We start from the raw sequence: 24,700 nt of genomic DNA on the forward strand, positions 1-24,700 counted from the left end.
CCACGCTCTGCGTGGGAGCGCAGCCCGTGACGCTCTGCGTCACCTGCACAGTGTTTTTGCGTTCTGTGAGCGCGACATCAAAACCTGTTGATAAATGCGGGCACCCGCTCAGCTATACTCCTCGGCATTTGATCGGCCCTTCGAGGAATTACTGTGAAGAACTGGACCTTGCGCCAAAGGATTTTGGCGAGCTTTGCGGTAATTATCGCGATCATGCTGTTGATGGTCGTGGTCTCGTATTCGCGCCTGCTGAAGATTGAAGTCAGCGAAAACTCGGTCCGGGATGACGCCGTACCCGGGGTATTTTTCAGTTCGATGATCCGCAGCGCCTGGGTCGACAGCTACCTGCAAACCCAGGAATTGGTCGGTGCCCACCGAAGTCAGGGCATCTCGGAAGCCGACAAACAGGACTACAAGTCGTTTGAGGCACGTTTGGAACAGCACATGGCCAGTTACGCGAGCACGATCAATATTGATCAGGATCGCACTGAGTTCGACGCCTTCGAAAAGCTCCACCAGAACTACAACAAGATTCTTGCCCTGGTACTGGACGCCCATCAGGCTAACAACGGCGTTGAGGCGCAAAAGCTGTTCGACGAGCAACTCACGCCCGCCTGGACCGCAGGCCGCATGAAGCTCAATGACATTATCAATGAAAACAAACAGGTCGCCGATAACGCCACCGCCGCCATCGATGAAGCGGTGGCCGCCGCCAAAGTCAGCATGTTCGTATCGTTGGTCGTGGCCATTCTCGCAGCGGGCCTGTGCGGCCTGCTGCTGATGCGCGCGATCATGGCGCCGATGAATCGCATCGTCGAAATCCTCGAAACCATGCGCACGGGCGACCTGAGCAAGCGCTTGAACCTTGAGCGCAAGGACGAATTCGGCGCTGTCGAAACCGGCTTCAACGACATGATGACCGAGCTGACCGCCCTGGTTTCCCAGGCCCAGCGTTCGTCGGTGCAGGTGACTACCTCGGTGACCGAGATTGCCGCCACCTCCAAGCAACAACAGGCCACGGCCACCGAAACGGCGGCCACTACCACCGAGATCGGCGCGACATCACGGGAAATTGCCGCCACGTCCAAGGACTTGGTGCGCACCATGACCGAAGTGTCCACCGCCGCCGACCAGGCGTCGGTCGCTGCCGGCTCCGGCCAGCAAGGCCTGGCGCGTATGGAAGAAACCATGCACTCGGTGATGGGCGCCGCTGACCTTGTGAACGCCAAGCTGGCGATCCTCAATGAGAAGGCCGGCAACATCAACCAAGTGGTGGTGACCATCGTCAAGGTGGCCGACCAGACCAACCTGCTGTCGCTCAACGCCGCCATTGAAGCCGAGAAGGCTGGCGAGTACGGACGCGGGTTTGCCGTGGTGGCCACCGAAGTGCGCCGTCTGGCCGACCAGACCGCCGTGGCCACCTACGACATCGAGCAGATGGTGCGCGAGATCCAGTCGGCAGTGTCAGCGGGCGTGATGGGCATGGACAAGTTCTCCGAAGAAGTGCGTCGCGGCATGTTCGAAGTGCAGCAAGTGGGCGAACAGCTGTCGCAGATCATCCATCAGGTACAGGCCTTGGCGCCGCGGGTATTGATGGTCAACGAAGGCATGCAGGCCCAGGCCACCGGCGCCGAACAGATCAACCATGCGCTGGTGCAACTGGGCGATGCCAGCAGCCAGACCGTGGAATCCCTGCGCCAGGCCAGTTTTGCCATTGATGAACTGAGCCAGGTTGCGGTCGGTCTGCGCAGCGGCGTGTCGCGTTTCAAAGTCTGATGAGCGACCTTGCGGCTAAACGCGGCGTCGTCCCGGCAGCGAAAAAGGCGTTGTTTCTGGTGTTCCACATCGGCGGCGAACGTTATGCCCTCAAGGCCACGGAGGTGGCCGAGGTGCTGCCGCGCCTGCCACTCAAACCCATCGCCCATGCACCGCTGTGGGTGGCGGGGATCTTTGCCCATCGTGGCGCGCTGGTGCCGGTTGTCGACCTGTGTGCGTTGACCTTCGGCAAACCGGCCCAGGCCCGCACCAGCACACGGCTGGTGCTGGTCAATTACCAGCCGCAACCTTGGATCGAGCCACGCTGGCTGGGGTTGGTCCTGGAGCAGGCCACCGACACCCTGCGTTGCGACCCGGCCGAGTTCCAGCCTTATGGGCTGGATAACCGCGAGGCGCCGTACCTGGGGCCGGTGCGTGAAGATGCGTTGGGTTTGATGCAGTGGATCGGCGTGGCCGACTTGCTCACCGACGACGTGCGCGCCTTGCTGTTTGCCAGCGAGCTAAGCTTATGAGCAACGACCCACGCTTTTTTGCCTTCTTGAAGGACCGCATTGGTTTGGACGTCGCCTCGGTGGGCGAAGCGATCATTGAGCGTGCGGTGCGCCAGCGCAGCCAGGCCGTGCAGGCGCAGACCGTGCAGGATTACTGGCAGCATTTGCAGAGTTCGCAGGATGAGCAGCAGGCGCTGATCGAAGCGGTGATCGTTCCCGAGACCTGGTTTTTCCGCTATCCCGAGTCCTTTGCCACCTTGGCGCGCTTGGCCAGGGAGCGCCTGGCGGCGATCAAGCAGATGCGCGCCCTGCGCATTCTCAGCCTACCGTGTTCCACGGGCGAGGAGCCTTATTCGATTGCCATGGCCTTGCTCGATGCCGGGCTGGCGCCGCACCAGTTCAAAGTATTGGGGCTGGACGTCAGCCCGCTGTCGGTGGAGCGCGCCAAGCGTGGGGTGTATGGCAAGAACTCCTTTCGCGGCGGCGATATCGAGTTTCGCGAGCGTCACTTCAGCGAACAGCCCGATGGTTACCACATTGCCGAGCGGGTGCGCGAACAAGTGCGTCTGCAAGTCGGCAATTTGCTCGACCCGGCGTTGCTGGCCAATGAGCCCACCTACGATTTTGTGTTCTGCCGCAACCTGCTGATCTACTTCGACCAGCCCACCCAGAAGCAAGTGTTCGATGTGCTCAAGAGCCTGACCCATGAGGACGGCGTGCTGTTTATCGGCCCCGCCGAGGGCAGCCTGCTGGGGCGCCATGGCATGCGCTCGATTGGCGTGCCGCAATCCTTTGCATTCAGTCGGCATACCGAGCCGGTCAAGCCTGAACCGGTATTTGTGCCCCTGCCCATCCCCCAGCGCAGCGCGGCACCGATTCCTGCCAAGCCGCGCCCGTTCAGCACCGCGAGTGCCCAAGTGGTGCCGATCAAGGCGCCGCACAGCGATGCGGGCGATTTGCTCAGCCGCATCGCTACGTTGGCTAACGAAGGCAAAAGTGCTGAGGCCCGTGCCGCGTGTGAACAGTATTTGAGTAACCACCCGCCGGCAGCCCAGGTGTTTTACTGGCTGGGGCTGCTCAGCGACGTGGCCGGCAGCGCCCTGGAAGCCCAGGGTTATTACCGCAAAGCCTTGTACCTGGAACCGCAGCACCCGCAGGCCTTGATGCACTTGGCCGCATTGCTCGAGTCCCAGGGTGACAGTGCGGGCGCGCGTCGCTTGCAGGCGCGCGCCGCGCGTAGCGAGCGTGCAGACAGTGAGTCCAAACGATGAATAACCTTGATGCGCTCGACACCGCAGGTCTGGACCTGACCCTGGCCGACACCCAAGCCATCGACGACTGCTGGAACCGCATCGGCATCCATGGCGACAAGTCCTGCCCGTTGCTCGCCGAACATATCCACTGCCGCAACTGCTCGGTGTATTCCGCCGCCGCCACGCGCCTGCTTGACCGTTATGCGTTGCAGCAGGACGACCGACAGGCGTATGCAGCCGCGGAAGTTGACGAAGACATCGTCACCCGTTCGATCCTGATGTTTCGTCTGGGTGAAGAGTGGCTGGGCATTGCCACGCGATGCCTGGTGGAGGTGGCGCCACTGCAGCCGATTCACTCGCTGCCGCACCAACGTTCCCGCGCATTACTGGGCGTTGCGAATGTGCGCGGTGCGCTGGTGGCGTGCCTGTCACTGGTGGAACTGCTGGGGCTGGACCCGGCCAGCACAGGCGCTACCGGCGCGCGAGTGATGCCGCGCATGTTGATTATTGCTGCCCAGGACGGCCCGGTGGTGGTACCGGTGGATGAAGTCGACGGCATCCATGCCATCGATGAGCGCACCTTGAAGGCCGCGTCGGCTTCCGGCACCCAGGCCAGCGCGCGCTTTACCCAAGGCGTGTTGCAGTGGAAAGGCCGCAGCCTGCGTTGGCTGGACGAGGCGCAATTGTTGTCTGCCGTGACCCGGAGCCTCACATGACCCCCGACCAGATGCGCGATGCCTCGCTGCTGGAGCTGTTCAGCCTGGAAGCCGATGCGCAGACCCAGGTGTTGAGCGCGGGCCTGCTGGCCCTGGAACGCAACCCCACCCAGGCTGACCAGCTTGAGGCATGCATGCGCGCCGCGCACTCGCTCAAGGGCGCGGCGCGGATTGTCGGCGTGGACGCCGGGGTCAGCGTGGCCCATGTGATGGAGGACTGCCTGGTCAGCGCCCAGGAAAACCGCCTGTACCTGCAACCTGAGCATATCGACGCCTTGCTGCAGGGCACCGACCTGCTGATGCGCATCGCCACGCCGGGCAATAATGTCGGGCCAGCGGACATTCAAGGCTATGTAGCGCTGATGGAACGCCTGCTGGATCCGTCGCAGCCGATTGTCAACGCCACACCAGCCCCCGCCGCTCCCGAACCTGCGCCGGTGATTGAAGCGTTGCCGCCGGAGCCTGAGCCAGAGCCTGTGCCGCCGGTCAGCACTGACCTGCCGCGCCCGAACAAACGCCTGACCGAAGGCGGGGAGCGCGTGCTGCGTGTCACCGCCGAGCGCTTGAACAGCCTGCTCGACCTGTCGAGCAAGTCTTTGGTGGAGACCCAGCGGCTCAAGCCTTACCTGGTGAGCCTGCAGCGCCTCAAGCGCATTCAAAGCAACAGCGCGCGCGCCTTGGACACGCTCGATGGCCAACTCAAGGCCATGAACTTGAGCCTGGAAGCCCAGGAAGCCCTGGCCGACACGCGCCGCCTGTTGAGTGAAGCCCAGGCGTTGCTGGCGGATAAAACCGCCGAGCTGGATGAGTTCGGCTGGCAGGCCGGCCAGCGTGCCCAGGTGCTTTATGACACCGCGCTGGCCTGCCGCATGCGACCGTTTGCCGATGTGCTCGCCGGCCAGGTGCGCATGGTGCGTGACCTTGGCCGCAGCCTCGGCAAGCAGGTGCGCCTGGAGATCGAGGGTGAAAAGACCCAGGTCGACCGCGACGTACTGGAAAAACTCGAAGCGCCGCTCACGCATTTATTGCGCAATGCCGTCGACCACGGCATCGAAATGCCCGAGCAGCGGGTGTTGGCGGGCAAACCCGCCGAAGGCCTGATCCGCCTGCGCGCCTCCCATCAAGCCGGTTTGCTGGTGCTGGAGTTAAGCGACGACGGCAATGGCGTCGACCTGGAGCGTCTACGTGGCACCATCGTCGACCGGCACCTGTCACCACTGGAAACCGCGCTGCGCTTGAGTGAAGAAGAGCTGCTGACTTTCCTGTTCCTGCCGGGTTTCAGCCTGCGCGACAAGGTCACCGAAGTGTCCGGGCGCGGCGTCGGCCTGGATGCGGTGCAGCACATGGTCCGCCAACTGCGTGGCGCCGTGGTGCTGGAGCAGACGGCGGGGCAGGGCAGCCGCTTCCACCTGGAAGTGCCGTTGACCCTGTCGGTGGTGCGCAGCCTGGTGGTGGAGGTCGGCGAGGAAGCCTATGCCTTCCCGCTGGCGCACATCGAACGCATGTGCGACCTGGCGCCGAATGACATTGTGCAACTGGAAGGGCGCCAGCATTTCTGGCACGAAGGCCGGCATGTCGGTCTGGTGGCCGCCAGCCAATTGCTGCAGCGCCCGCCGGGGCAGAGCAATGACGAAACCTTGAAGGTGGTGGTCATCCGCGAGCGCGATGCGGTGTATGGCATTGCGGTGGAGCGTTTTATCGGTGAGCGCACCCTGGTGGTATTGCCGCTGGATGACCGCCTGGGCAAGGTCCAGGATATTTCCGCCGGTGCTTTGCTGGATGACGGCTCGGTGGTGTTGATCGTCGACGTCGAAGACATGCTGCGTTCGGTGGATAAATTGCTTAACACCGGGCGCCTGGAACGCATCGCACGGCGCAGCCAGCAGGCGACCGAAGCACCGCGCAAACGCGTGCTGGTGGTGGACGATTCGCTCACCGTGCGTGAGCTGCAACGCAAATTGTTGCTTAATCGTGGTTATGAAGTGGCGGTCGCGGTCGATGGCATGGATGGCTGGAACGCGCTGCGCTCCGAAGACTTCGACCTGCTGATCACTGACATTGATATGCCTCGTATGGACGGGATCGAATTGGTCACACTCTTGCGCCGTGATAGTCGCCTGCAATCGTTGCCGGTGATGGTGGTGTCGTACAAGGATCGCGAAGAAGACCGGCGCCGTGGACTGGACGCCGGCGCCGACTATTATCTAGCTAAGGCCAGTTTCCATGATGATGCGTTGCTGGATGCCGTGATGGAGCTGATTGGAGGCGCCCGGGCATGAGGATTGCGATCGTCAATGACATGCCCCTGGCGGTAGAGGCCTTGCGCCGCGCGTTGAGTTTAGAGCCGGCCCACGAGGTTGTGTGGGTGGCCAGCAATGGCCTGGAAGCTGTGCAGCGCTGCGCCGAATTGACCCCGGACCTGATCCTGATGGACTTGATCATGCCGGTGATGGACGGCGTGGAGGCCACGCGGCAGATCATGGCCGAGACCCCATGCGCTATTCTGCTGGTGACCGTCGACCGCCAGGCGAATATGAGTCGCGTGTTCGAAGCCATGGGCCATGGCGCCCTGGATGTGGTGGACACCCCGGCGCTGGGCGTGGGCAACCCCAAGGATGCGGCGGCGCCGTTGCTGCGCAAAATCCTCAATATTGGCTGGCTGATCGGCCAGCGTGGCAGTCGTGTACGCGCCGAAACCGCGCCAGCGCGCACCACTGGCAAACGTCAGAGGCTGGTGGCGATTGGTTCCTCTGCGGGCGGCCCGGCCGCCCTGGAAATCCTGCTCAAGGGTTTGCCCCGTGACTTTCCCGCCGCCATTGTGCTGGTGCAGCATGTGGACCAGGTGTTTGCCGCCGGCATGGCCGAATGGCTGAGCAGCGCCTCCGGCCTGCCGGTGCGCCTGGCACGCGAGGGCGAACCGCCTCAAAACGGCGTGGTGCTGCTGGCTGGCACCAACCACCACATTCGCCTGTTGAAAAATGGCACGCTAGCCTATACCGCGGAGCCTGTGAACGAGATTTACCGGCCTTCCATCGACGTGTTCTTCGAAAGCGTCGCCAGCCACTGGAATGGTGATGCCGTCGGCGTACTGCTCACCGGCATGGGGCGCGACGGGGCTCAGGGCCTCAAGATACTGCGTGAACAAGGCTATTTGACCATCGCCCAGGATCAGCAGAGCTGTGCGGTGTATGGCATGCCAAAAGCGGCGGCGGCGATTGATGCTGCTGTTGAAATCCGCCCACTGGACAGAATTGCGCCCCGATTGCTGGAGGTATTTGCAAAATGATCAAGACCTCTCGCAGTGCCGGCTTGCAGGAAAGTAATTCAGGTGACTGCACATGAATGATTTACAGATCGACGACATCAAGACCGACGAAAACGCTGCCATGGTGTTGCTGGTCGACGACCAGGCCATGATCGGCGAAGCTGTGCGGCGCGGCCTGGCTCACGAAGAAAACATCGACTTTCACTTTTGCGCCGACCCGCATCAGGCGATTGCCCAGGCGATCCGCATCAAACCGACGGTGATCCTGCAAGACCTGGTGATGCCCGGTCTTGATGGCCTGACACTGGTGCGCGAATACCGCAACCACCCGGCCACGGCGAATATCCCGATCATCGTGCTTTCGACCAAGGAAGACCCGCTGATCAAAAGCGCGGCGTTTTCGGCCGGGGCCAATGATTACCTGGTCAAGCTGCCGGATAACATCGAGCTGGTGGCGCGCATTCGCTATCACTCGCGCTCGTATATGACGCTGTTGCAGCGCGATGCGGCTTATCGCGCGCTGCGTGTGAGCCAGCAGCAATTGCTGGACACTAACCTGGTGCTGCAGCGGCTGATGAACTCCGATGGCCTCACCGGGCTGTCCAACCGCCGCCACTTTGACGAATACCTGGAGCTGGAATGGCGCCGTGCCATGCGTGACCAGACCCAGCTGTCGTTGTTGATGATCGATGTGGACTTCTTCAAGACCTACAACGACAGCTTTGGCCACGTCGAAGGTGATGAAGCCCTGCGCAAAGTCGCCGCGAGCATCCGTGAAGCCAGCAGCCGACCTTCGGACTTGCCGGCGCGGTACGGCGGTGAAGAGTTTGCGTTGGTGCTGCCCAATACTTCGCCGGGCGGTGCGCGCCTGGTGGCCGAGAAGCTGCGCATGGCGGTTGCGGGGCTGAAGATCCCGCACATTGCCCCGGCAGAAGGGGCGAGCCTGACTATCAGCATCGGCCTGTCGACCATGACGCCGTTGCAGGGTACGGATTGTCGGCAGTTGATCATGGCGGCGGACAAGGGGTTGTACACGGCCAAGCATAACGGGCGCAATCAGGTCGGTATCGAGTAAGCAGAACACCGCCGAACCCTTGTGGGAGCTGGCTTGCCTGCGATAGCGGCCTGTCAGTTACCACATCTGTACCTGATACACCGCTATCGCAGGCAAGCCAGCTCCCACATTTGATCTCAATCGTTCTGGAGATCGTCAACAACCCCGCCTTTTCGCCAAGCGGGCTGCCGTTAGCGCCGGTTTGTCGTTATACTCGTCGGCTTTCAAAAGTTCGCCAACGAGTGCTGCCCGCCATGGAAATCAACCCGATCCTTAACACCATCAAGGACCTGTCCGAGCGCTCCGAAACTATTCGGGGGTATCTTTGACTACGATCAAAAGCATGAGCGTCTGACCGAAGTCAATCGCGAGCTTGAAGATCCGGCTGTCTGGAACAAACCTGAATACGCCCAGGAACTGGGCCGCGAGCGTGCTGCGCTGGCGCAGATCGTCGACACCCTCGACGAGTTGAACACCGGTCTGGGCGATTGCCGCGACCTGCTGGACATGGCCGTCGAAGAAAACGACGAAGGCGCAGTGGGCGATGTCGTCGCCGAGCTGGCCCGTCTCGAGGAAAACCTCGCCAAGCTTGAATTCCGCCGCATGTTCAGCCACGAAATGGACCCGAACAACGCCTACCTGGACATCCAGGCCGGTTCCGGCGGCACCGAGGCCCAGGACTGGGCCAACATCCTGCTGCGCATGTACCTGCGCTGGGCGGATAAACGCGGTTTCGACGCCACCATCATGGAACTGTCGGCCGGTGAAGTCGCCGGTATCAAAGGCGCGACCGTGCACATCAAGGGCGAATACGCCTTTGGCTGGCTGCGGACCGAGATCGGCGTACACCGCCTGGTGCGCAAGAGCCCGTTCGACTCCGGCAACCGCCGCCATACCTCGTTCTCCGCCGTTTTCGTCTCGCCAGAGATCGACGACAAGGTGGAAATCGAGATCAACCCGGCCGACCTGCGGATCGACACCTACCGCTCCTCCGGTGCCGGTGGCCAGCACGTAAACACCACCGACTCGGCCGTGCGTATTACCCACGTACCGACCAACACCGTGGTCAGCTGCCAGAACGAACGTTCCCAGCACGCCAACAAGGACACCGCCATGAAAATGCTGCGGGCCAAGTTGTACGAGCAGGAAATGCAGAAGCGCAACGCCGCTTCCCAGGCGCTGGAAGACACCAAGTCGGATATCGGCTGGGGCCACCAGATCCGTTCGTATGTGCTTGATGCATCGCGGATCAAGGATCTGCGCACTAACATCGAACGCAGCGATTGCGACAAGGTGCTCGACGGTGATATCGACGAATACCTGGAAGCCAGCTTGAAATCGGGGCTGTAAACCGTCAGCCAAGACCTTAAGTCCCCTGCCACCGGTGGGGGCAACGAACCTGTGATGGAATTTCAAAAGACATGAGCGACCAACAACTCGACCCGCAAGCCCTGCAACAGGAAGAAAACTCCCTGATCGCCCTGCGCAAGGAAAAGCTTGCTGCCGAGCGCGCCAAGGGTAATGCCTTCCCGAACGACTTTCGCCGTGACAACTACTGCGATGCCTTGCAGAAACAGTACGCGGACAAGACCAAGGAAGAGCTGGCAGAGGCTGCAATCCCGGTCAAGGTGGCGGGTCGCATCATGCTTAACCGTGGCTCGTTCATGGTGATCCAGGACATGACCGGTCGCATTCAGGTGTACGTCAACCGTAAAACCCTGCCTGAAGAAACCCTGGCCTCGGTGAAAACCTGGGACATGGGCGACATCATTGCCGCCGAAGGCACCCTGGCGCGTTCCGGCAAGGGCGACCTTTACGTTGAAATGACCAGCGTGCGCCTGCTGACCAAGTCGCTGCGCCCGCTGCCGGACAAGCACCACGGCCTGACCGACACCGAGCAGCGCTATCGCCAGCGCTACGTCGACCTGATCGTCAACGAAGACGTGCGCCAGACCTTCCGCGTGCGTTCGCAAGTGATTGCGCACATCCGCAGCTTCCTGATGGCGCGTGACTTCCTCGAAGTGGAAACGCCGATGCTGCAAACCATCCCCGGTGGTGCCGCAGCCAAACCGTTCGAGACTCACCACAACGCGCTGGACCTGGAAATGTTCCTGCGTATCGCGCCGGAGCTGTACCTCAAGCGCCTGGTGGTTGGCGGCTTCGAGAAAGTGTTCGAGATCAACCGCAACTTCCGTAACGAAGGCGTCTCGACCCGTCACAACCCTGAATTCACCATGTTGGAGTTCTACCAGGCCTACGCCGACTACGAAGACAACATGGACCTCACCGAAGAACTCTTCCGCGAGCTGGCGCAACTGGTACTGGGCAGCACTGACGTGCCGTACGGCGACAAGGTGTTCCACTTCGGCGAGCCGTTCGTGCGTCTGTCGGTGTTCGACTCGATCCTCAAGTACAACCCTGAGCTGACCGCTGACGACCTGACCGACATCGACAAGGCCCGCGCCATCGCCAAGAAAGCTGGCGCCAAGGTGCTGGGCTTCGAAGGCCTGGGCAAACTGCAGGTGATGATTTTCGAAGAGCTGGTGGAGCACAAGCTGGAACAGCCGCACTTCATTACCCAGTACCCGTTCGAAGTGTCGCCGCTGGCACGTCGCAACGATGACAACCCGAACGTCACCGACCGTTTCGAGCTGTTCATTGGCGGCCGCGAAATCGCCAACGCCTACTCCGAGCTTAATGATGCAGAAGACCAGGCCGAACGCTTCATGGCCCAGGTGGCCGACAAGGACGCCGGTGACGACGAGGCGATGCACTACGACGCCGACTTCGTTCGCGCCCTGGAATACGGCATGCCGCCGACCGCCGGTGAAGGTATCGGTATCGACCGGTTGGTGATGTTGTTGACCAACTCGCCGTCGATCCGCGATGTGATCTTGTTCCCGCACATGCGGCCACAAGCGTAACCGTAGCGAAATCCGAAGCCGCCTTTTATAAGGCGGCTTTTTTGTGTGACGAATTCAGCCGTCAGCAGAACGGCGCCAAGAGGCACGCGCTGAGCGTTCCCACGCTCTGCACAGGAATGCAGCCCGTGACGCTCCGCATAACTCATTAAAGGAAGATCTGTCGTGAACCGCGTAATGGCTCAAGAAGGCGCCGCCGGCATTGCTGCTGCCGTGGCTGATAGTGTCCAGTACCAGGGCCGCAAGGCCAGCCGTCGAGGCAGCGAGCAACGCCGGCAAGACATTCTCGATGCGGCCATGCGCATCGTCGTGCGTGATGGGGTACGCGGTGTGCGCCATCGCGCGGTGGCAGCAGAGGCCGGCGTGCCGTTGTCGGCCACCACCTATTACTTCAAGGACATTGATGACCTGCTCACCGATACCTTCGCCCAATACGTGGAGCGCAGCGCTGCCTTCATGGGCAAGCTGTGGGTGCGCAATGAAGGCCTGCTGCGCGAGATGGTCGCCTATGGCGATGGCAGCCCGCAGTCACGCTCACAACTGGCCGATGACATTGCACGGCTGACCGCCGACTACGTGATGCGCCAACTGACCAATCGCCGCGAACACTTGATGGCCGAACAGGCCTTTCGCCAGGAAGCCTTGCTTAACCCGCGCCTGGCTGAGCTGGTGCGCTCGCACCAGCAGATTCTGTTGCAGGGCACCGGGCAGTTTTTCCAGGTATTGGGTTCCCGCGAGCCGCAACAGGATGCCAGAGTGTTGACGGCGATAATCGGTCGGATGGAATATCAGGGCCTGCTCGGCGGCCCTGAGCCTCTGACGGGTGAAGAGATGCTTGAGATTCTCAAGCGTTACATGCATTTGGTGTTGGCCTCGGTCTAGCCCCGTGCGCAATCTGCTTTATGTGGGAGCCAGCTCCCACACTTGATGGGGTGCCCAATGAAAGCCTGGCGTGTCATTGCAATCGCCTTGTCCTTCCTGCTGCTCAGCGGTTGCCTGGTCACCTTCAAGGACCCACTGGCGGCCAGTGAAGCCGCGCCCGACGCCTTGCTCGGCCGCTGGTCGAGTAAAAACGCCTGGGGCGAACCGTTGAATCTGCAGATCACCCGTGTCGATCAGCAGCATTACAAGGCCGTGAGCTACCCTAAAGCCAAGCCGGGCCAGCGTGATGAGTACCTGTTTACGGTGTCGCGCCATGGCAACCGCTGGTACCTTTCTGCGCCGTTGCCGGCGGCCTTGGGTGGCAATTACTTCCTGGCCGGTTTTGACTTTGAAGGTAAGGGCGACAAAACGCGTGAATTGGTGGTCTACAACCTCGACCTTGAGCAGATCCATCAAGCCATAGGCCAAAATGCTTTGCGCGGCAGCACCGTGGAAACCGTCGAAGGTGACGGCGTGCGGGTCGACAGCCCCATGGACCAGGTATTTGCCTATCTGGATGACCCGGCCAATGCCGATGTGTTCGTTGAAGCCGTGCGCTACCGGCGCGCGGGCAAATAACGTTTAAAGAGGAAGCACCGGGTGGACGATTACCAGCAGACGATACGCACCTTGTCCGATCGCATTGTGCTGGCACAAACACCGATTCGCGTCCTCGACGCCGTGAAGTGGGACGAGAACATTCGCCAGGGGTTTCTCAAGGCCAAGGGCAAGGCCATGCCGGCCGTGGACCGCGATTACTACCTGGGCCGGCCGCTGTCGTTTGACTCCAGCGCGGTGAAGCTGGAGTTCCAGAACATCGAGCGCGACATCACCCGCCGCCTCGGCCAGTTCAGCCCGGTGGGGCAGATCATGCGCCGCATGTGCCGCGAGTACCGCATGGTGGTGCGCATGCTCGAAGCGCGGGGCACCGAGGACTTCGGCCTGATTTCCCAGGAACTCTACGGCGCCGCCTCGGACGCGTTCCACGCCGGTGACCCGACGCTGGCCGACCTGGGCCTGATGATGTCTGACTACCTCAACCAGATCGACGGCCGTGGCGACCTCAAGGACGAAGCCAAGACGCTCACGGCCAAGCATGCCGTGGCCTTGCTGCAAACCCGTTTGAATAAGGTGTTCGGTGAGGCCGAAGAGACCATCCGCGTCTTCGAGTCCGACGGTATCGTCGCCGATGCGGCGGCGGGCGCCGACTACATCAAGATCCGCGCCGACGCGATGTTCAACGAGCGTGATGTGCGCGCGCTGGAAGTGCACGAAGGCCTGGTGCACGTCGGCACCACGCTCAATGGCCAGAACCAGCCGATCTGCACCTTTCTGTCCAAAGGGCCGCCCTCGTCAACGGTGACCCAGGAAGGCCTGGCGATTCTGATGGAGATCATCACCTTTGCCTCCTACCCCAGTCGCCTGCGCAAACTGACCAACCGCACCCGTGCCATCCATATGGTCGAAGAGGGCGCCGACTTCCTGCAGGTATTCGAGTTCTTCCGCGAGCAAGGCTTTGAGATGGCCGAAAGCTACGGCAATGCCAGCCGCGTGTTCCGTGGTTCGACGCCGACCGGTCTGCCGTTTACCAAGGATTTGTCCTACCTCAAGGGCTTTATCATGGTTTACAACTACATCCAGTTGGCCGTGCGCAAAGGCAAGTTGGAACAAGTGCCTCTGCTGTTCTGCGGCAAGACCACCCTGGAAGACATGCGCACCTTGCGCCAACTGGTCGACGAAGGCCTGGTGGTGCCACCCAAGTACCTGCCCGAGCAGTTTCGCGACATGAACGCCCTGGCGGCGTGGATGTGCTTCTCCAACTTCCTCAACCACCTGAGCCTGGACCGGATCGAGGCGGATTACTCGAATATCCTGTAGAGATTTCCCTGACACAACCGAATCAAAAAGGTGGGAGCTGGCTTGCCTGCGATAGCGGTGTATCAGTCACCGCTGTTTTAACTGAAAGACCGCTATCGCAGGCAAGCCAGCTCCCACATTTGATCTCATTGGTTCTTGAGAAATGAGTACAACCTATCAGCGAGGCTTCAACGGATGAGAATCCTCGGCATTCTTTGCCTGCTACTCACTTTAAACGGCTGCAGCTCACTGCTGTTCTACCCCGAACCCGGCCTGCCGTTCACGCCGGAAAAAGCCCACCTGGCCTATCGCGACGTCACCCTCACCACCGCCGACGGCGTAAAGCTGCATGCCTGGTGGCTGCCGGCCAAACCCGGTGTGCCGCTCAAAGGCACGGTGCTGCACCTGCACGGCAATGGCGGCAACCTGGCCTGGCATCTGGGTGGCAGCTGGTGGTTGCCGGAGCAGGGCTATCAAGTGCTGTTGCTGGACTATCGCGGTTATGGCCTGTCTGAAGGCAAGCCGTCCTTGCCGGCGGTGTATCAGGACATCGATGCCGCATTCGGCTGGATCGACAAGGCCCCTGAAACCCAAGGCCAGCCGCTGATCGTGTTGGGCCAGAGCCTGGGCGGTGCGCTGGCGGTGCATTACCTGGCGGCACACCCGCAGCGCCAAGCCCAGCTCAAGGCCCTGGTCCTGGACGGCGTGCCCGCCAGTTATCGTGATGTAGGACAATTCGCCCTCAGCACCTCCTGGTTAACATGGCCGTTTCAGGTGCCGCTGTCGTGGCTGGTGCCCGACGCCGACAGTGCGATCAATGCCATGCCCCAGCTTACCGGCGTGCCCAAGCTGCTGTTCCATAGCCTGGATGACCCGATTGTGCCGGTGGCCAACGGCATTCGCCTGTATCAGGCCGCGCCGCCGCCGAGGGTGTTGCAGTTGACCCGTGGCGGCCATGTGCAGACCTTCGCCGACAAGACCTGGCAAACCGTGATGCTGCGCTATCTGGACGACCCGCAGTACTTCAATGGCCTGCGCCGCCTGGGCGAGATACCGAATTACCCTATTCCTAAAGTTGATTCATCAGAGAGCCCGCAATGAGCGAAGAACGCAACATGATCCCGCTGATCCTCACCGGCATCGGCACCATCATCGGCACCGTCGGCTGCCTGTGGTTTTACGGCTACTTGCACTTCGCCAAGCCGGAAGATGCCTTGTTGCTCAGCGACTTCACCATGCTCAAGACCGTGCCGGGCGAGGACTACAAGGTCTCGCTGACTCCGGCTGCGCAGGTGGCGCAATGCATTGATGGCGTATTGGTGATGTTTGATACCGAACAGAAAGGCTTGAGCGGCGTACTGGTCAATAACAAGAAACAAGCCGTGCGTTGCATGGGCCAGGAAACCCCGCAACTTCAAGAGTAAAGCGCTTCAATGCAGCGATACTGAAATATCTGGAACCGTATTCCGTAGGATGCCACTTAAGGGCTTGTCAGCGCTGCTGATGGATAACTTATGAATGGCCAGCCAAGGGAGAGTTACGGTGAATATTGCTGCGATAGACAGGATGTTGGATATGGCCCGGGCGCAGCAAAGTTTGGATGAGTTCAGCGAGTGGGACGCAGAGCTTTCCCAAAAGGAGCAGGACGAAACCAGGCGGCGCACGGAGTTCGAGTTGGCGGGCGGCGACGACAGCAACCGTCAGATCCAATTCTGAAGCAAAAAAAACCACCGTTTCCGGTGGTTTTTTCATCCTGCGTCAATCAATCAGTTAGCAACGGAAGAGCGTGGCTTGACTGGCTGGTTGTCGTTGGAGATGGTCACTTCAACGCGGCGGTTCATGGCACGGCCCGAAACGCTGCCGTTGTCGGCAACCGGGTATTCCTTGCCGTAACCCTGGGTCACGATGCGCGAGATATCCACGCCTTGTTGAGCCAGTGCACGTTGTACCGAAGCGGCACGGCGCTCGGACAGGCTCTGGTTGTACGAGTCCGAACCGGTGCTGTCGGTGTAGCCTTCGACGATCACTTTACGGTCCGGGTTGTCGCGCAGGAACTGAGCCAGTTTGGTGATGTTCACCAGGCCACTGGATTTCAGGTCGGACTTGTTGGTGGCGAACAGCACGTCACCGAAGGTCACCAGAGTGCCGCGATCAGTCTGCTTGGCGTTCAAGCTGTCTTGCAGTTGCTTGATCTGTGCATCACGGGCTTGCAGCAGGGCGCGAGCACGTTCGTCGCCGGCGTTTTTCAGCTTGGCTTCGGATTCACGCAGCGAGATGGTGTCTTTGGCCACTTCCACACGCTGGTTGGTCAGGTAGGCCAGTTGGTCGACCTTCTTCTCGTCTTCCTTGTCGCGGTAGGCCTTGTCAGCCTTGTCCAGCCAATCCTGCGCGTCCTTGGTTTCCAGCGCCGCTACCTTGGTGGCTTGCGGGTTGGATTGCAGGGCCGAGAAGTTGGTCCGTGCGTTTTCCAGGTTCTGGTTCGGCGGGGTGGAGCACGCCGCCAGAGCAACGCTCATCGCCAGCAGGGCAGGGATCATCAATTGTTTACGCATAGTCGTGTCGTCCTTTCAATTCGATATCGGGTGCAGTGCAATCAGTGGCGGCGGCTTATTGCTGTTTGATAACAGCCGGGCGCATGCCTTCCTGACGCAGTTCCTGCACAGCTTTCTGGGAATCCTTCACAGCCTGGTCAGCTTTGGCAGCCTGGGCCTTGCGCTCTGCGACTCGGGCATCCCACTCGGCTTGCTCAGCCAGTTGACGCGCTTTGTCGTAGTTTTTGTCATGCATGGCCAGTTCGGCAGCTTTGAGCTTGTCCTGGGCCGACTTCATTTCTACCGCTGCGTACTCGGTGCCGCCGGCGCTGACTGCGCTGTTTACGGCGGACTGGGTCACGGCGTATTGCTCGGTCGGCGGGTTGCCGGCGCAGCCCGCCAGAACGAAGCTGGTGCCGATTGCCAGCGCGGCCAATTTCAGCCCGCGCAGATGGTTAAACGAGGATTTGGCAGTGCTGGTCTTCATCGTCTTCAACTCCATTGGATAACTCCTGAAAAAATCAAAATCCACTTCATTGGTTGGCGGTTTCAGGCCCGGCGGTAAAGCACCAAATGCCCTTTTCAAACGGCCGTTCCAAGTGATGGCTTACTGGTTGTGACCGGAGCGTTTTTTCAAAAGTTCAGCGGAGATGGCGATTTGCCTAAAAAAATATCTGACTGTTTGGTCAGCGTTTAAAAGTTTGAACTTTCGCGTTGCGCAGAGGTACTCCGAGCCACTGTGAGGCCCGGAATACAGGGGTTAAACGGGGGTTTCGAATGTTTATCAGTGTTGCTGTTTATCGGCGGTGGCTGATAAATCATGCAGATAGCGGCGTGACAGAGTCAGAAAGCGCGGCGTCGGGCCGACGTCCTCGTACAGTGGGTCACCCTCTTCATCGGTGGCGATCACATGCTGGCCCTTGATGTAGGGGAAGCTCGCTTCCAGCTCTTCAAGGGCCGCGCCGATCAGTTCGCCGAGCAATTCTTCGGTGCTGCGCTTGGGGTACATCTCGGCGATAGCGGCCAGGCGCGCAGCGGACTCGACGTCCAAGTGGATCGCGTACTCGGTTTTGGTCAGGCGACCCTTGGCGTTCTCTTCCCAATGTTGGGCCAGTTCTCGAATTTTCATGGCAACCTCAATAAGCCCGCGATGGCAGGCGGTGATGGGTGTCCAGTCGCCTGCGTGGGTAACACGACGACTCACTGTTGAGACTAGCTGCAAGTCGCAAGGTTTAAAGTGTCTTGTCAGAAACTGACGCGGGCGGCACTCTGGAAGGCCTGCGCGTCCCGGATTTCTGGCTGGAGATTGGCTGATGAGTGATATCGATGCACGCTTGCGTGAGGATGTTCACCTGCTGGGTGAGCTGCTGGGCAACACCATTCGAGAACAGTACGGCGATGCTTTTCTCGACAAGATCGAGCAGATCCGCAAAGGCGCCAAGGCTGACAGACGAGGTGCTGGCGATGAGCTGAGCACCCGCCTCAATCAGTTACAGGAAGATGAATTGCTGCCCGTGGCCCGGGCCTTCAACCAGTTTCTCAACCTGGCCAATATCGCCGAGCAGTACCAACTGATCCATCGGCGCGATGAATCGCAACCAGCGCCCTTCGAGTCTCGCGTATTACCGGAGTTACTGGCGCGCCTGCAAAGCGAAGGTCACAGCAATGAGTCCCTGGCCCGTCAGTTGGCGCGCCTGGAGATTGAGCTGGTGCTCACCGCCCACCCGACCGAAGTGGCGCGCCGCACCTTGATCCAGAAATACGATGCGATTGCCGCACAACTGGCGTTGCAGGATCACCGCGACCTCACCAGCGCCGAGCGCGAGCAGATCCGCCAGCGCTTGCAGCGGCTGATCGCCGAAGCCTGGCACACCGAAGAGATCCGCCGCATCCGGCCCACGCCGGTAGACGAAGCCAAGTGGGGCTTTGCGGTGATCGAGCATTCGCTGTGGCATGCCATTCCCAATTATTTGCGCAAGGCCGACCAGGCCTTGCACACCGCCACCGGCCTGCGCCTGCCACTTGAGGCGGCGCCGATCCGCTTTGCTTCGTGGATGGGCGGCGACCGGGACGGCAACCCGAATGTCACCGCGCCGGTCACCCGCGAAGTGTTGCTGCTGGCGCGCTGGATGGCGGCGGATCTGTACCTGCGAGATGTCGATCATCTGGCCTCTGAGCTGTCGATGCAGCAGGCCAGCCCTGCATTGCAGGCCAAGGTTGGTGATAGCGTCGAACCTTACCGTGCCTTGCTCAAGCAACTGCGCGAACGCCTGCGCGCCACGCGCCAATGGGCGCATACCTCACTGACCGCCAGCACGCCTGCGCCTGCCGATGTGTTGCAAAACAACCGCGACCTGCTCGACCCGTTGGAGCTGTGCTACCAGTCGCTGCATGAGTGCGGCATGGGCGTGATCGCTGATGGCCCGTTGCTCGACTGCCTGCGCCGTGCCGTGACCTTCGGTTTGTTCCTGGTGCGCCTGGACGTGCGTCAGGATTCCAGTCGTCACTCGGCGGCCATGACCGAAATCACTGATTACCTGGGCTTGGGCCGTTATGAAGACTGGGACGAAGAAGCGCGCATCAGCTTCCTGAGCAAAGAGCTGACCAATCGCCGACCGCTGCTGCCGGGTTATTTCAAACCGTCGGCAGACACCGCCGAAGTGTTGAACACCTGCAAGGAAATCGCCGCCGCACCGGCTGCATCACTCGGTTCTTATGTCATTTCCATGGCGGGTGCCGCGTCGGATGTGCTGGCCGTGCAACTGTTGCTTAAAGAGTCGGGCGTGCAACGGCCGATGCGCGTGGTGCCGCTGTTTGAAACCCTGGCCGACCTGGATAACGCCGGGCCGGTGATGGAGCGTCTGCTGCAATTGCCGGGTTATCGCGCGCGCTTGCAAGGCCCACAGGAAGTGATGATCGGCTATTCGGACTCGGCCAAGGACGCCGGCACCACCGCCGCTGCCTGGGCACAGTACCGGGCGCAGGAACGGCTGGTGGATATCTGCCGCGAGCAACAGGTGGAGTTGCTGTTGTTCCATGGTCGCGGCGGCACCGTTGGCCGTGGCGGCGGCCCGGCGCATGCGGCGATCCTGTCGCAGCCGCCAGGCTCGGTGGCGGGGCGTTTCCGTACGACCGAACAAGGCGAGATGATCCGCTTCAAGTTCGGCCTGCCGGACATTGCCGAGCAGAACCTCAACCTTTATCTGGCTGCCGTGCTCGAAGCCACGCTGCTGCCACCGCCGCCACCTGAGCCGGCCTGGCGGCATCTGATGGATGAATTGGCAGCAGACGGTGTCAGTGCTTACCGCGCCGTGGTGCGGGAAAATCCGCAGTTCGTCGAATACTTCCGCCAGTCCACACCCGAGCAGGAGTTGGGCCGCTTGCCATTGGGCAGTCGCCCGGCCAAGCGCCGTGCGGGCGGTATCGAGAGCCTGCGCGCGATTCCGTGGATCTTCGGCTGGACCCAAACCCGCCTGATGCTGCCCGCCTGGCTTGGTTGGGAAGCGGCATTAAGCAAGGCGCTGGAGCGTGGCGAAGGTGAGTTGCTCGGCCAGATGCGCGAGCAATGGCCGTTCTTTCGCACCCGCATCGATATGCTCGAGATGGTACTGGCCAAGGCAGATGCCGATATTGCGCGGCTGTATGACGAGCGTTTGGTGCAGCCGGACCTGCTGCCATTGGGTGCGCACTTACGCGACCTATTGTCGCAGGCGTGCGACGTGGTACTTGGCCTGACCGGCCAGTCGCAACTGCTGGCCCATAGCCCGGACACGCTTGAGTTCATTCGCCTGCGCAACACCTACCTCGACCCGCTGCACCTGTTGCAGGCCGAATTACTGGCACGCTCGCGCCAGCAGGAGGCGGCGCAGGACAGCCCTCTGGAACAGGCGCTGCTGGTGTCTGTAGCCGGTATTGCCGCCGGTTTGCGCAACACTGGCTGAGGTTTTCTGCGTATTCTCAATGGCTTGCAGATAAACAACGACGGCCGCCCGGAAACGGGCGGTCGGCGTTTAGGAGGCGGGGTTGCACTCAGGCACACCCTACCTATGACTGCATGGCGGGCGCGGTTCTTGCGACTTTTGGCGGCTTGTATGGATAGAGCCCGCTGTGTATCTTGATCAGCCTTTGGCCGTTTGATCGGCCAGGACCCACATTTTTACGAGATTGGCCCCACGCGGCGAATCCGAGCGTCATCTCTATAAAAAATTGAGGAGCACATCGATGCGCGTCATTCTGCTGGGAGCTCCCGGGGCCGGTAAAGGTACTCAGGCAAAGTTCATCACTGAAAAATTCGGCATTCCACAAATCTCCACCGGTGACATGCTGCGTGCCGCCGTCAAGGCCGGCACCGAGCTGGGCCTGATCGCCAAGAGCGTAATGGACAGCGGCGGCCTGGTCTCCGATGACCTGATCATCAACCTGGTCAAGGAACGCATCAGCCAGGAAGATTGCAAGAACGGTTTCCTGTTCGACGGTTTCCCACGCACTATTCCCCAGGCGGAAGCCTTGGTGAAAGCCGGCGTTGAGCTGGACGCTGTGGTTGAAATCGCAGTTGAAGACGAAGAAATCGTTCAGCGTATTGCGGGCCGTCGCGTTCACGAAGGCTCGGGCCGCGTGTACCACATCGTCTACAACCCGCCAAAGGTTGAAGGTAAAGACGATGTGACCGGTGAAGACCTGGTACAGCGTAAGGACGACACCGAAGAAACCGTGCGCCATCGCCTGTCGGTCTACCATTCGCAGACCAAGCCGCTGGTGGATTTCTACCAGAAGCTTTCGGCTGCCCAAGGCAAGCCGAAGTACAGCCACATCCCTGGCGTGGGTTCGGTAGAATCCATCACTGCCAAGGTGCTTGAAGCACTGAGCTGATCCTTCGATCGGCTTTGCGTACAACGGCCCGCTTGCGGGCCGTTGTTGTTTATACTGGCGCACTTTTTTTCGACTTGGACACCTACACCGATGAGCACCCTGCTGGCCCTGGACACCGCGACTGAAGCTTGCTCCGTCGCCTTGCTGCACGATGGCAAGGTAACGAGCCACTACGAGGTGATCCCGCGTCTGCATGCGCAGAAGCTGTTGCCGATGATCAAGCAACTGCTGGAAGAGGCGGGCACCACGCTGTCTGCCGTGGACGCGATTGCTTTCGGGCGTGGCCCGGGCGCCTTTACCGGCGTGCGTATTGCCATTGGTGTGGTGCAGGGCCTGGCCTTTGCGCTGGAGCGCCCGGTGTTGCCGGTGTCCAACCTTGCGGTATTGGCCCAGCGTGCATTGCGTGAACACGGCGCCTCGCAGGTGGCGGCGGCGATTGATGCGCGCATGGATGAAGTGTATTGGGGCTGCTACCGCGAAACCGCTGGCGAAATGCGTCTGGTGGGCGTGGAAGCCGTACAGCCTCCGGAATCGTCGGTGTTGCCTGCTGATGCCAGCGGCGAGTGGTTCGGCGCCGGCACGGGTTGGGGTTACGGTGAGCGCATCGACGTAAAGCTGGCTGGCCAGGATGCAACAATGTTGCCGCATGCCGAAGACTTGCTGACCTTGGCGCGCTTTGCTTTCGAGCGCGGCGAAGCGATTCCTGCTGACCAGGCTGCACCGGTTTACCTGCGCGATAAAGTTGCGCAAACCAAGGCTGAGCGCGGCCTTTAAGTGTGGCGAGGGAGCTTGCTCCCGTCGGGCCGCGAAGCGGCCCCGCTGTTAATAGATCGGGGCTGCTGCGCAGTCCAACGGGAGCAAGCTCCCTCGCCACAGTAAGTGCAGCGCACCGGCAAAAATCCCCAATCGTCAGAATTTGCCCCGGTTTGTAAACCTTTTACAAATTATGTGTTCTAGTTATCACCAGAGCATTTGCGCGCTACGGAAAGTGCCGCTAAATTGCCATCATTGATACCGAGTCTGCATGTATGCGTATAGACGGCTTTTCCTCACAGTCCTACCCACTCAAGCGTAAGCCGCGCAAGGCGAACGTCACGGTAGACGAGTCCGTCGAAGATTCGCCGGACTTCATCGAGGTTCAGTCAGAGTCGCAACCCAGTGCCCAAGGTTCTGGCGCTGCACGCATCAGTGGCCTTCCTGCCCGTCAGCAAGACATGGTCTTCCCCCGTTCCATGAGCAAAAGCGTCGCCACCGCGCTGGCCAGCTACCTGACCACCGCCGGCTTTGTCGAATGGGATATGGAAGTGCTGGGTCTCGACATCCACATCTGATGCGCCTGCCTTACTACATCGGCTGCCCGTCCTGGAGTGAAAACGCCTGGCGCGAGTACCTGTACCCGGCCGATGCCCGTTCCAGCGACTACCTTGCCCTGTATTCCCAGGTCTTTAACGCCGTTGAAGGCAACACCACCTTTTATGCCCGCCCCTCGGCCGCCACGGTGCAGCGCTGGGCTGAAATCATGCCTGAGGGTTTTCGTTTCACCGCCAAATTCCCCGGAGATATCAGCCACGGCGGCGACTTGCGCGAGCAATTGCCGGCAGCGGAAAGTTTTGTCGGCTTGATGAGCCCTTTGGGCGAGCGGGTTTCGCCGCTGTGGTTGCAATTGTCGGCGAGCTTTTCGCCGCAACGCCTGGGCGAACTGGCGGGTTTCATTGACGGCCTGGAACGCCCGCTGGCCGTGGAAGTGCGTCACCCTGAGTTCTTCGCCAAGGGCGATGCCGAGCGCAGGCTCAACCGCCTGTTGCGCGACCGTGGCGTGGAGCGTATTTGCCTCGATCCACGTGCGCTGTTCAGTTGCACTTCAACGTCGGCGGCCGTGCTGCACGCCCAATCGAAAAAGCCCAAGGTACCAACACGGCCGGCGGCGTTGACTCAATTTCCCCAGGTGCGCTTCATCGGCCATCCGGAACTGGAGGCCAATGACCCGTTCCTGGTCCCGTGGGTAGAAAAAATTGCTGGCTGGATCGAAGAGGGGCGCACGCCTTATGTGTTCCTGCACACCTCGGATAACCGCCTCGCCGCGCAACTGGCGCTGCGCTTTCACCAACAGTTGATGCTGCGTTTGCCGGGGTTGCCAGCGCTGCCAACCTTGCATCGGGAACCCGCAGCGGAGCAACTGGGGTTACTCTAGGGCTCCTTTTTCCGACAGGAGTCAGCCATGGATGCCCAAACCCTTCGCGCCGAAACCTTCAAGGCCTTGCATGAGCGTGACCGCGCATTCGTGATGCCCAACCCGTGGGACGCCGGCTCCGCCATCATGCTCGCCAGCCTGGGTTTTGAGGCGTTGGCCACGACCAGTGCGGGCTATGCGTTCAGCCTCGGGCGACCGGATGCGGAAGGCGCATTATCCCTTGAAGACACCTTGGCCAATGCGTCATCGATCGTGCGGGCCACTGCGCTGCCGGTGGCGGCTGACCTGGAGAACGGCTTCAGCGACACCCCCGAAGGCTGCGCCCAGACCATCCTGCGCGCCGCGGCCAGCGGTATTGTGGGTGGCTCTATCGAAGACGCCACAGGCATTGCGGTCGACCCGATCTATCCGTTTGACCTGTCGGTGGAACGCGTGGAAGCCGCCGTCGCCGCTGCCCGCAGCTTGCCATTTGCCTTTACGCTCACCGCCCGTGCAGAAAACCTCCTGCATGGGCGCCTGGATTTGCCTGACACTATTCGCCGCCTGCAAGCCTACGCCGAAGCCGGGGCGGACGTGCTCTACGCTCCCGCCTTGCGCAGTGCCGAAGAAGTGCTCGCGGTGGTCAAGGCGGTGGCGCCCAAACCGGTAAATGTGCTGATGTCCGGTGGTTTGAACCTGAGCGTGGCGCAGTTGAGCGAAATGGGCGTGCGCCGCATCAGTGTCGGCTCAGCCATGGCGCTGGCGGCGTATGGCGAGTTCTATCGGGCGGCGCAGGAGGTGTATGAGCTGGGCACTTTTACCTTCACTGAACGCAAGATGCCGTTCAGCCAGGCCAACGGTTTTTTCAAAGACTGA

24 protein-coding genes are annotated in these 24,700 nt (G+C 60.9%); 21 read left to right on the forward strand and 3 right to left on the reverse strand.

Annotated elements, in window-relative coordinates; genetic code table 11:
- Positions 1–153 precede the first annotated feature (153 nt).
- From AOA62_RS09645 to AOA62_RS31770, 15 genes are all read left to right on the forward strand, one after another.
- A complete protein-coding gene (locus AOA62_RS09645; RefSeq protein ID WP_099548538.1) occupies positions 154–1,776 on the forward strand; it encodes a methyl-accepting chemotaxis protein in 1,623 nt (540 codons plus the stop codon).
- Positions 1,776–2,288, forward strand: coding sequence for a chemotaxis protein CheW (locus AOA62_RS09650; RefSeq protein ID WP_017137094.1), 513 nt, complete (start codon positions 1,776–1,778; stop codon positions 2,286–2,288). The genes AOA62_RS09645 and AOA62_RS09650 overlap by 1 nt, the downstream gene beginning before the upstream one ends.
- A complete protein-coding gene (locus AOA62_RS09655; protein ID WP_017137095.1) occupies positions 2,285–3,538 on the forward strand; it encodes a protein-glutamate O-methyltransferase CheR in 1,254 nt (417 codons plus the stop codon). Before AOA62_RS09650 ends, AOA62_RS09655 begins: the two co-directional genes overlap by 4 nt.
- Positions 3,535–4,236 carry a chemotaxis protein CheW gene (locus AOA62_RS09660; RefSeq protein ID WP_017137096.1) on the forward strand — a complete coding sequence of 234 codons (702 nt, stop codon included), beginning with the start codon at positions 3,535–3,537 and terminating at the stop codon, positions 4,234–4,236. The genes AOA62_RS09655 and AOA62_RS09660 overlap by 4 nt, the downstream gene beginning before the upstream one ends.
- The gene (locus AOA62_RS09665; protein WP_017137097.1) at positions 4,233–6,515 is read left to right on the forward strand and encodes a hybrid sensor histidine kinase/response regulator; all 2,283 of its coding nucleotides are present in this window, start codon (positions 4,233–4,235) and stop codon (positions 6,513–6,515) included. The genes AOA62_RS09660 and AOA62_RS09665 overlap by 4 nt, the downstream gene beginning before the upstream one ends.
- The gene (locus AOA62_RS09670; protein WP_017137098.1) at positions 6,512–7,522 is read left to right on the forward strand and encodes a chemotaxis response regulator protein-glutamate methylesterase; all 1,011 of its coding nucleotides are present in this window, start codon (positions 6,512–6,514) and stop codon (positions 7,520–7,522) included. The genes AOA62_RS09665 and AOA62_RS09670 overlap by 4 nt, the downstream gene beginning before the upstream one ends.
- A 52-nt stretch (positions 7,523–7,574) precedes the next feature.
- Positions 7,575–8,576, forward strand: coding sequence for a PleD family two-component system response regulator (locus AOA62_RS09675; protein WP_017137099.1), 1,002 nt, complete (start codon positions 7,575–7,577; stop codon positions 8,574–8,576).
- Between the two features lie 233 nt (positions 8,577–8,809).
- A protein-coding gene (gene prfB / locus AOA62_RS09680; protein WP_096236834.1) for a peptide chain release factor 2 occupies positions 8,810–9,905 on the forward strand; the annotation gives its coding sequence in 2 pieces (ribosomal slippage) (positions 8,810–8,881 and positions 8,883–9,905; 1,095 coding nt in all).
- 71 nt (positions 9,906–9,976) lie between these two features.
- Positions 9,977–11,479 carry a lysine--tRNA ligase gene (gene lysS, locus AOA62_RS09685; protein WP_017137101.1) on the forward strand — a complete coding sequence of 501 codons (1,503 nt, stop codon included), beginning with the start codon at positions 9,977–9,979 and terminating at the stop codon, positions 11,477–11,479.
- A gap of 162 nt (positions 11,480–11,641) precedes the next feature.
- The gene (locus AOA62_RS09690) at positions 11,642–12,358 is read left to right on the forward strand and encodes a TetR/AcrR family transcriptional regulator (protein WP_026013712.1); all 717 of its coding nucleotides are present in this window, start codon (positions 11,642–11,644) and stop codon (positions 12,356–12,358) included.
- Positions 12,359–12,415: 57 nt separating this feature from the next.
- The gene (locus tag AOA62_RS09695; RefSeq protein ID WP_099548539.1) at positions 12,416–12,976 is read left to right on the forward strand and encodes a hypothetical protein; all 561 of its coding nucleotides are present in this window, start codon (positions 12,416–12,418) and stop codon (positions 12,974–12,976) included.
- A 21-nt stretch (positions 12,977–12,997) separates the two neighbouring features.
- Complete coding sequence (locus AOA62_RS09700; protein WP_017137104.1) at positions 12,998–14,275, forward strand: flavohemoglobin expression-modulating QEGLA motif protein; 1,278 nt, start codon at positions 12,998–13,000, stop codon at positions 14,273–14,275.
- A 174-nt stretch (positions 14,276–14,449) separates the two neighbouring features.
- Positions 14,450–15,355, forward strand: a complete 906-nt coding sequence (locus AOA62_RS09705; RefSeq protein ID WP_099548540.1) for an alpha/beta hydrolase — start codon at positions 14,450–14,452, stop codon at positions 15,353–15,355.
- The gene (locus AOA62_RS09710; RefSeq protein WP_017137106.1) at positions 15,352–15,678 is read left to right on the forward strand and encodes a hypothetical protein; all 327 of its coding nucleotides are present in this window, start codon (positions 15,352–15,354) and stop codon (positions 15,676–15,678) included. Before AOA62_RS09705 ends, AOA62_RS09710 begins: the two co-directional genes overlap by 4 nt.
- A gap of 118 nt (positions 15,679–15,796) precedes the next feature.
- Positions 15,797–15,970: a hypothetical protein gene (locus AOA62_RS31770; protein ID WP_157786501.1), complete on the forward strand. Its 174-nt coding sequence runs from the start codon at positions 15,797–15,799 to the stop codon at positions 15,968–15,970.
- A gap of 50 nt (positions 15,971–16,020) precedes the next feature.
- Here AOA62_RS31770 and AOA62_RS09720 read toward each other — a convergent pair whose 3' ends face one another.
- The 3 genes from AOA62_RS09720 to AOA62_RS09730 all read right to left on the reverse strand — a co-directional run bounded on the left by AOA62_RS09720 (position 16,021) and on the right by AOA62_RS09730 (position 17,914).
- Positions 16,021–16,806, reverse strand: coding sequence for an OmpA family protein (locus AOA62_RS09720; protein WP_017137108.1), 786 nt, complete (start codon positions 16,804–16,806; stop codon positions 16,021–16,023).
- Positions 16,807–16,861: 55 nt separating this feature from the next.
- A complete protein-coding gene (locus tag AOA62_RS09725) occupies positions 16,862–17,287 on the reverse strand; it encodes a DUF4398 domain-containing protein (protein WP_017137109.1) in 426 nt (141 codons plus the stop codon).
- A gap of 282 nt (positions 17,288–17,569) precedes the next feature.
- The gene (locus tag AOA62_RS09730; RefSeq protein ID WP_099548541.1) at positions 17,570–17,914 is read right to left on the reverse strand and encodes a pilin assembly protein; all 345 of its coding nucleotides are present in this window, start codon (positions 17,912–17,914) and stop codon (positions 17,570–17,572) included.
- 184 nt (positions 17,915–18,098) lie between these two features.
- Here AOA62_RS09730 and ppc point away from each other — a divergent pair, with 184 nt between their 5' ends.
- From ppc to AOA62_RS09760, 6 genes are all read left to right on the forward strand, one after another.
- Positions 18,099–20,726, forward strand: coding sequence for a phosphoenolpyruvate carboxylase (gene ppc, locus AOA62_RS09735; RefSeq protein WP_099548542.1), 2,628 nt, complete (start codon positions 18,099–18,101; stop codon positions 20,724–20,726).
- A gap of 280 nt (positions 20,727–21,006) precedes the next feature.
- On the forward strand, positions 21,007–21,654 hold the full coding sequence (gene adk / locus AOA62_RS09740; RefSeq protein WP_056857561.1) for an adenylate kinase: 648 nt from the start codon (positions 21,007–21,009) through the stop codon (positions 21,652–21,654).
- A gap of 90 nt (positions 21,655–21,744) precedes the next feature.
- A complete protein-coding gene (gene tsaB / locus AOA62_RS09745) occupies positions 21,745–22,428 on the forward strand; it encodes a tRNA (adenosine(37)-N6)-threonylcarbamoyltransferase complex dimerization subunit type 1 TsaB (RefSeq protein ID WP_017137113.1) in 684 nt (227 codons plus the stop codon).
- Between the two features lie 254 nt (positions 22,429–22,682).
- Complete coding sequence (locus tag AOA62_RS09750) at positions 22,683–22,985, forward strand: hypothetical protein (RefSeq protein ID WP_017137114.1); 303 nt, start codon at positions 22,683–22,685, stop codon at positions 22,983–22,985.
- A complete protein-coding gene (locus tag AOA62_RS09755; protein ID WP_099548543.1) occupies positions 22,985–23,845 on the forward strand; it encodes a DUF72 domain-containing protein in 861 nt (286 codons plus the stop codon). The genes AOA62_RS09750 and AOA62_RS09755 overlap by 1 nt, the downstream gene beginning before the upstream one ends.
- 27 nt (positions 23,846–23,872) lie before the next feature.
- The gene (locus AOA62_RS09760) at positions 23,873–24,700 is read left to right on the forward strand and encodes an oxaloacetate decarboxylase (RefSeq protein WP_099548544.1); all 828 of its coding nucleotides are present in this window, start codon (positions 23,873–23,875) and stop codon (positions 24,698–24,700) included.

Source organism: Pseudomonas sp. 2995-3 (assembly GCF_002742565.1).
GTDB classification, from domain to species: Bacteria; Pseudomonadota; Gammaproteobacteria; order Pseudomonadales; family Pseudomonadaceae; genus Aquipseudomonas; species Aquipseudomonas edaphica.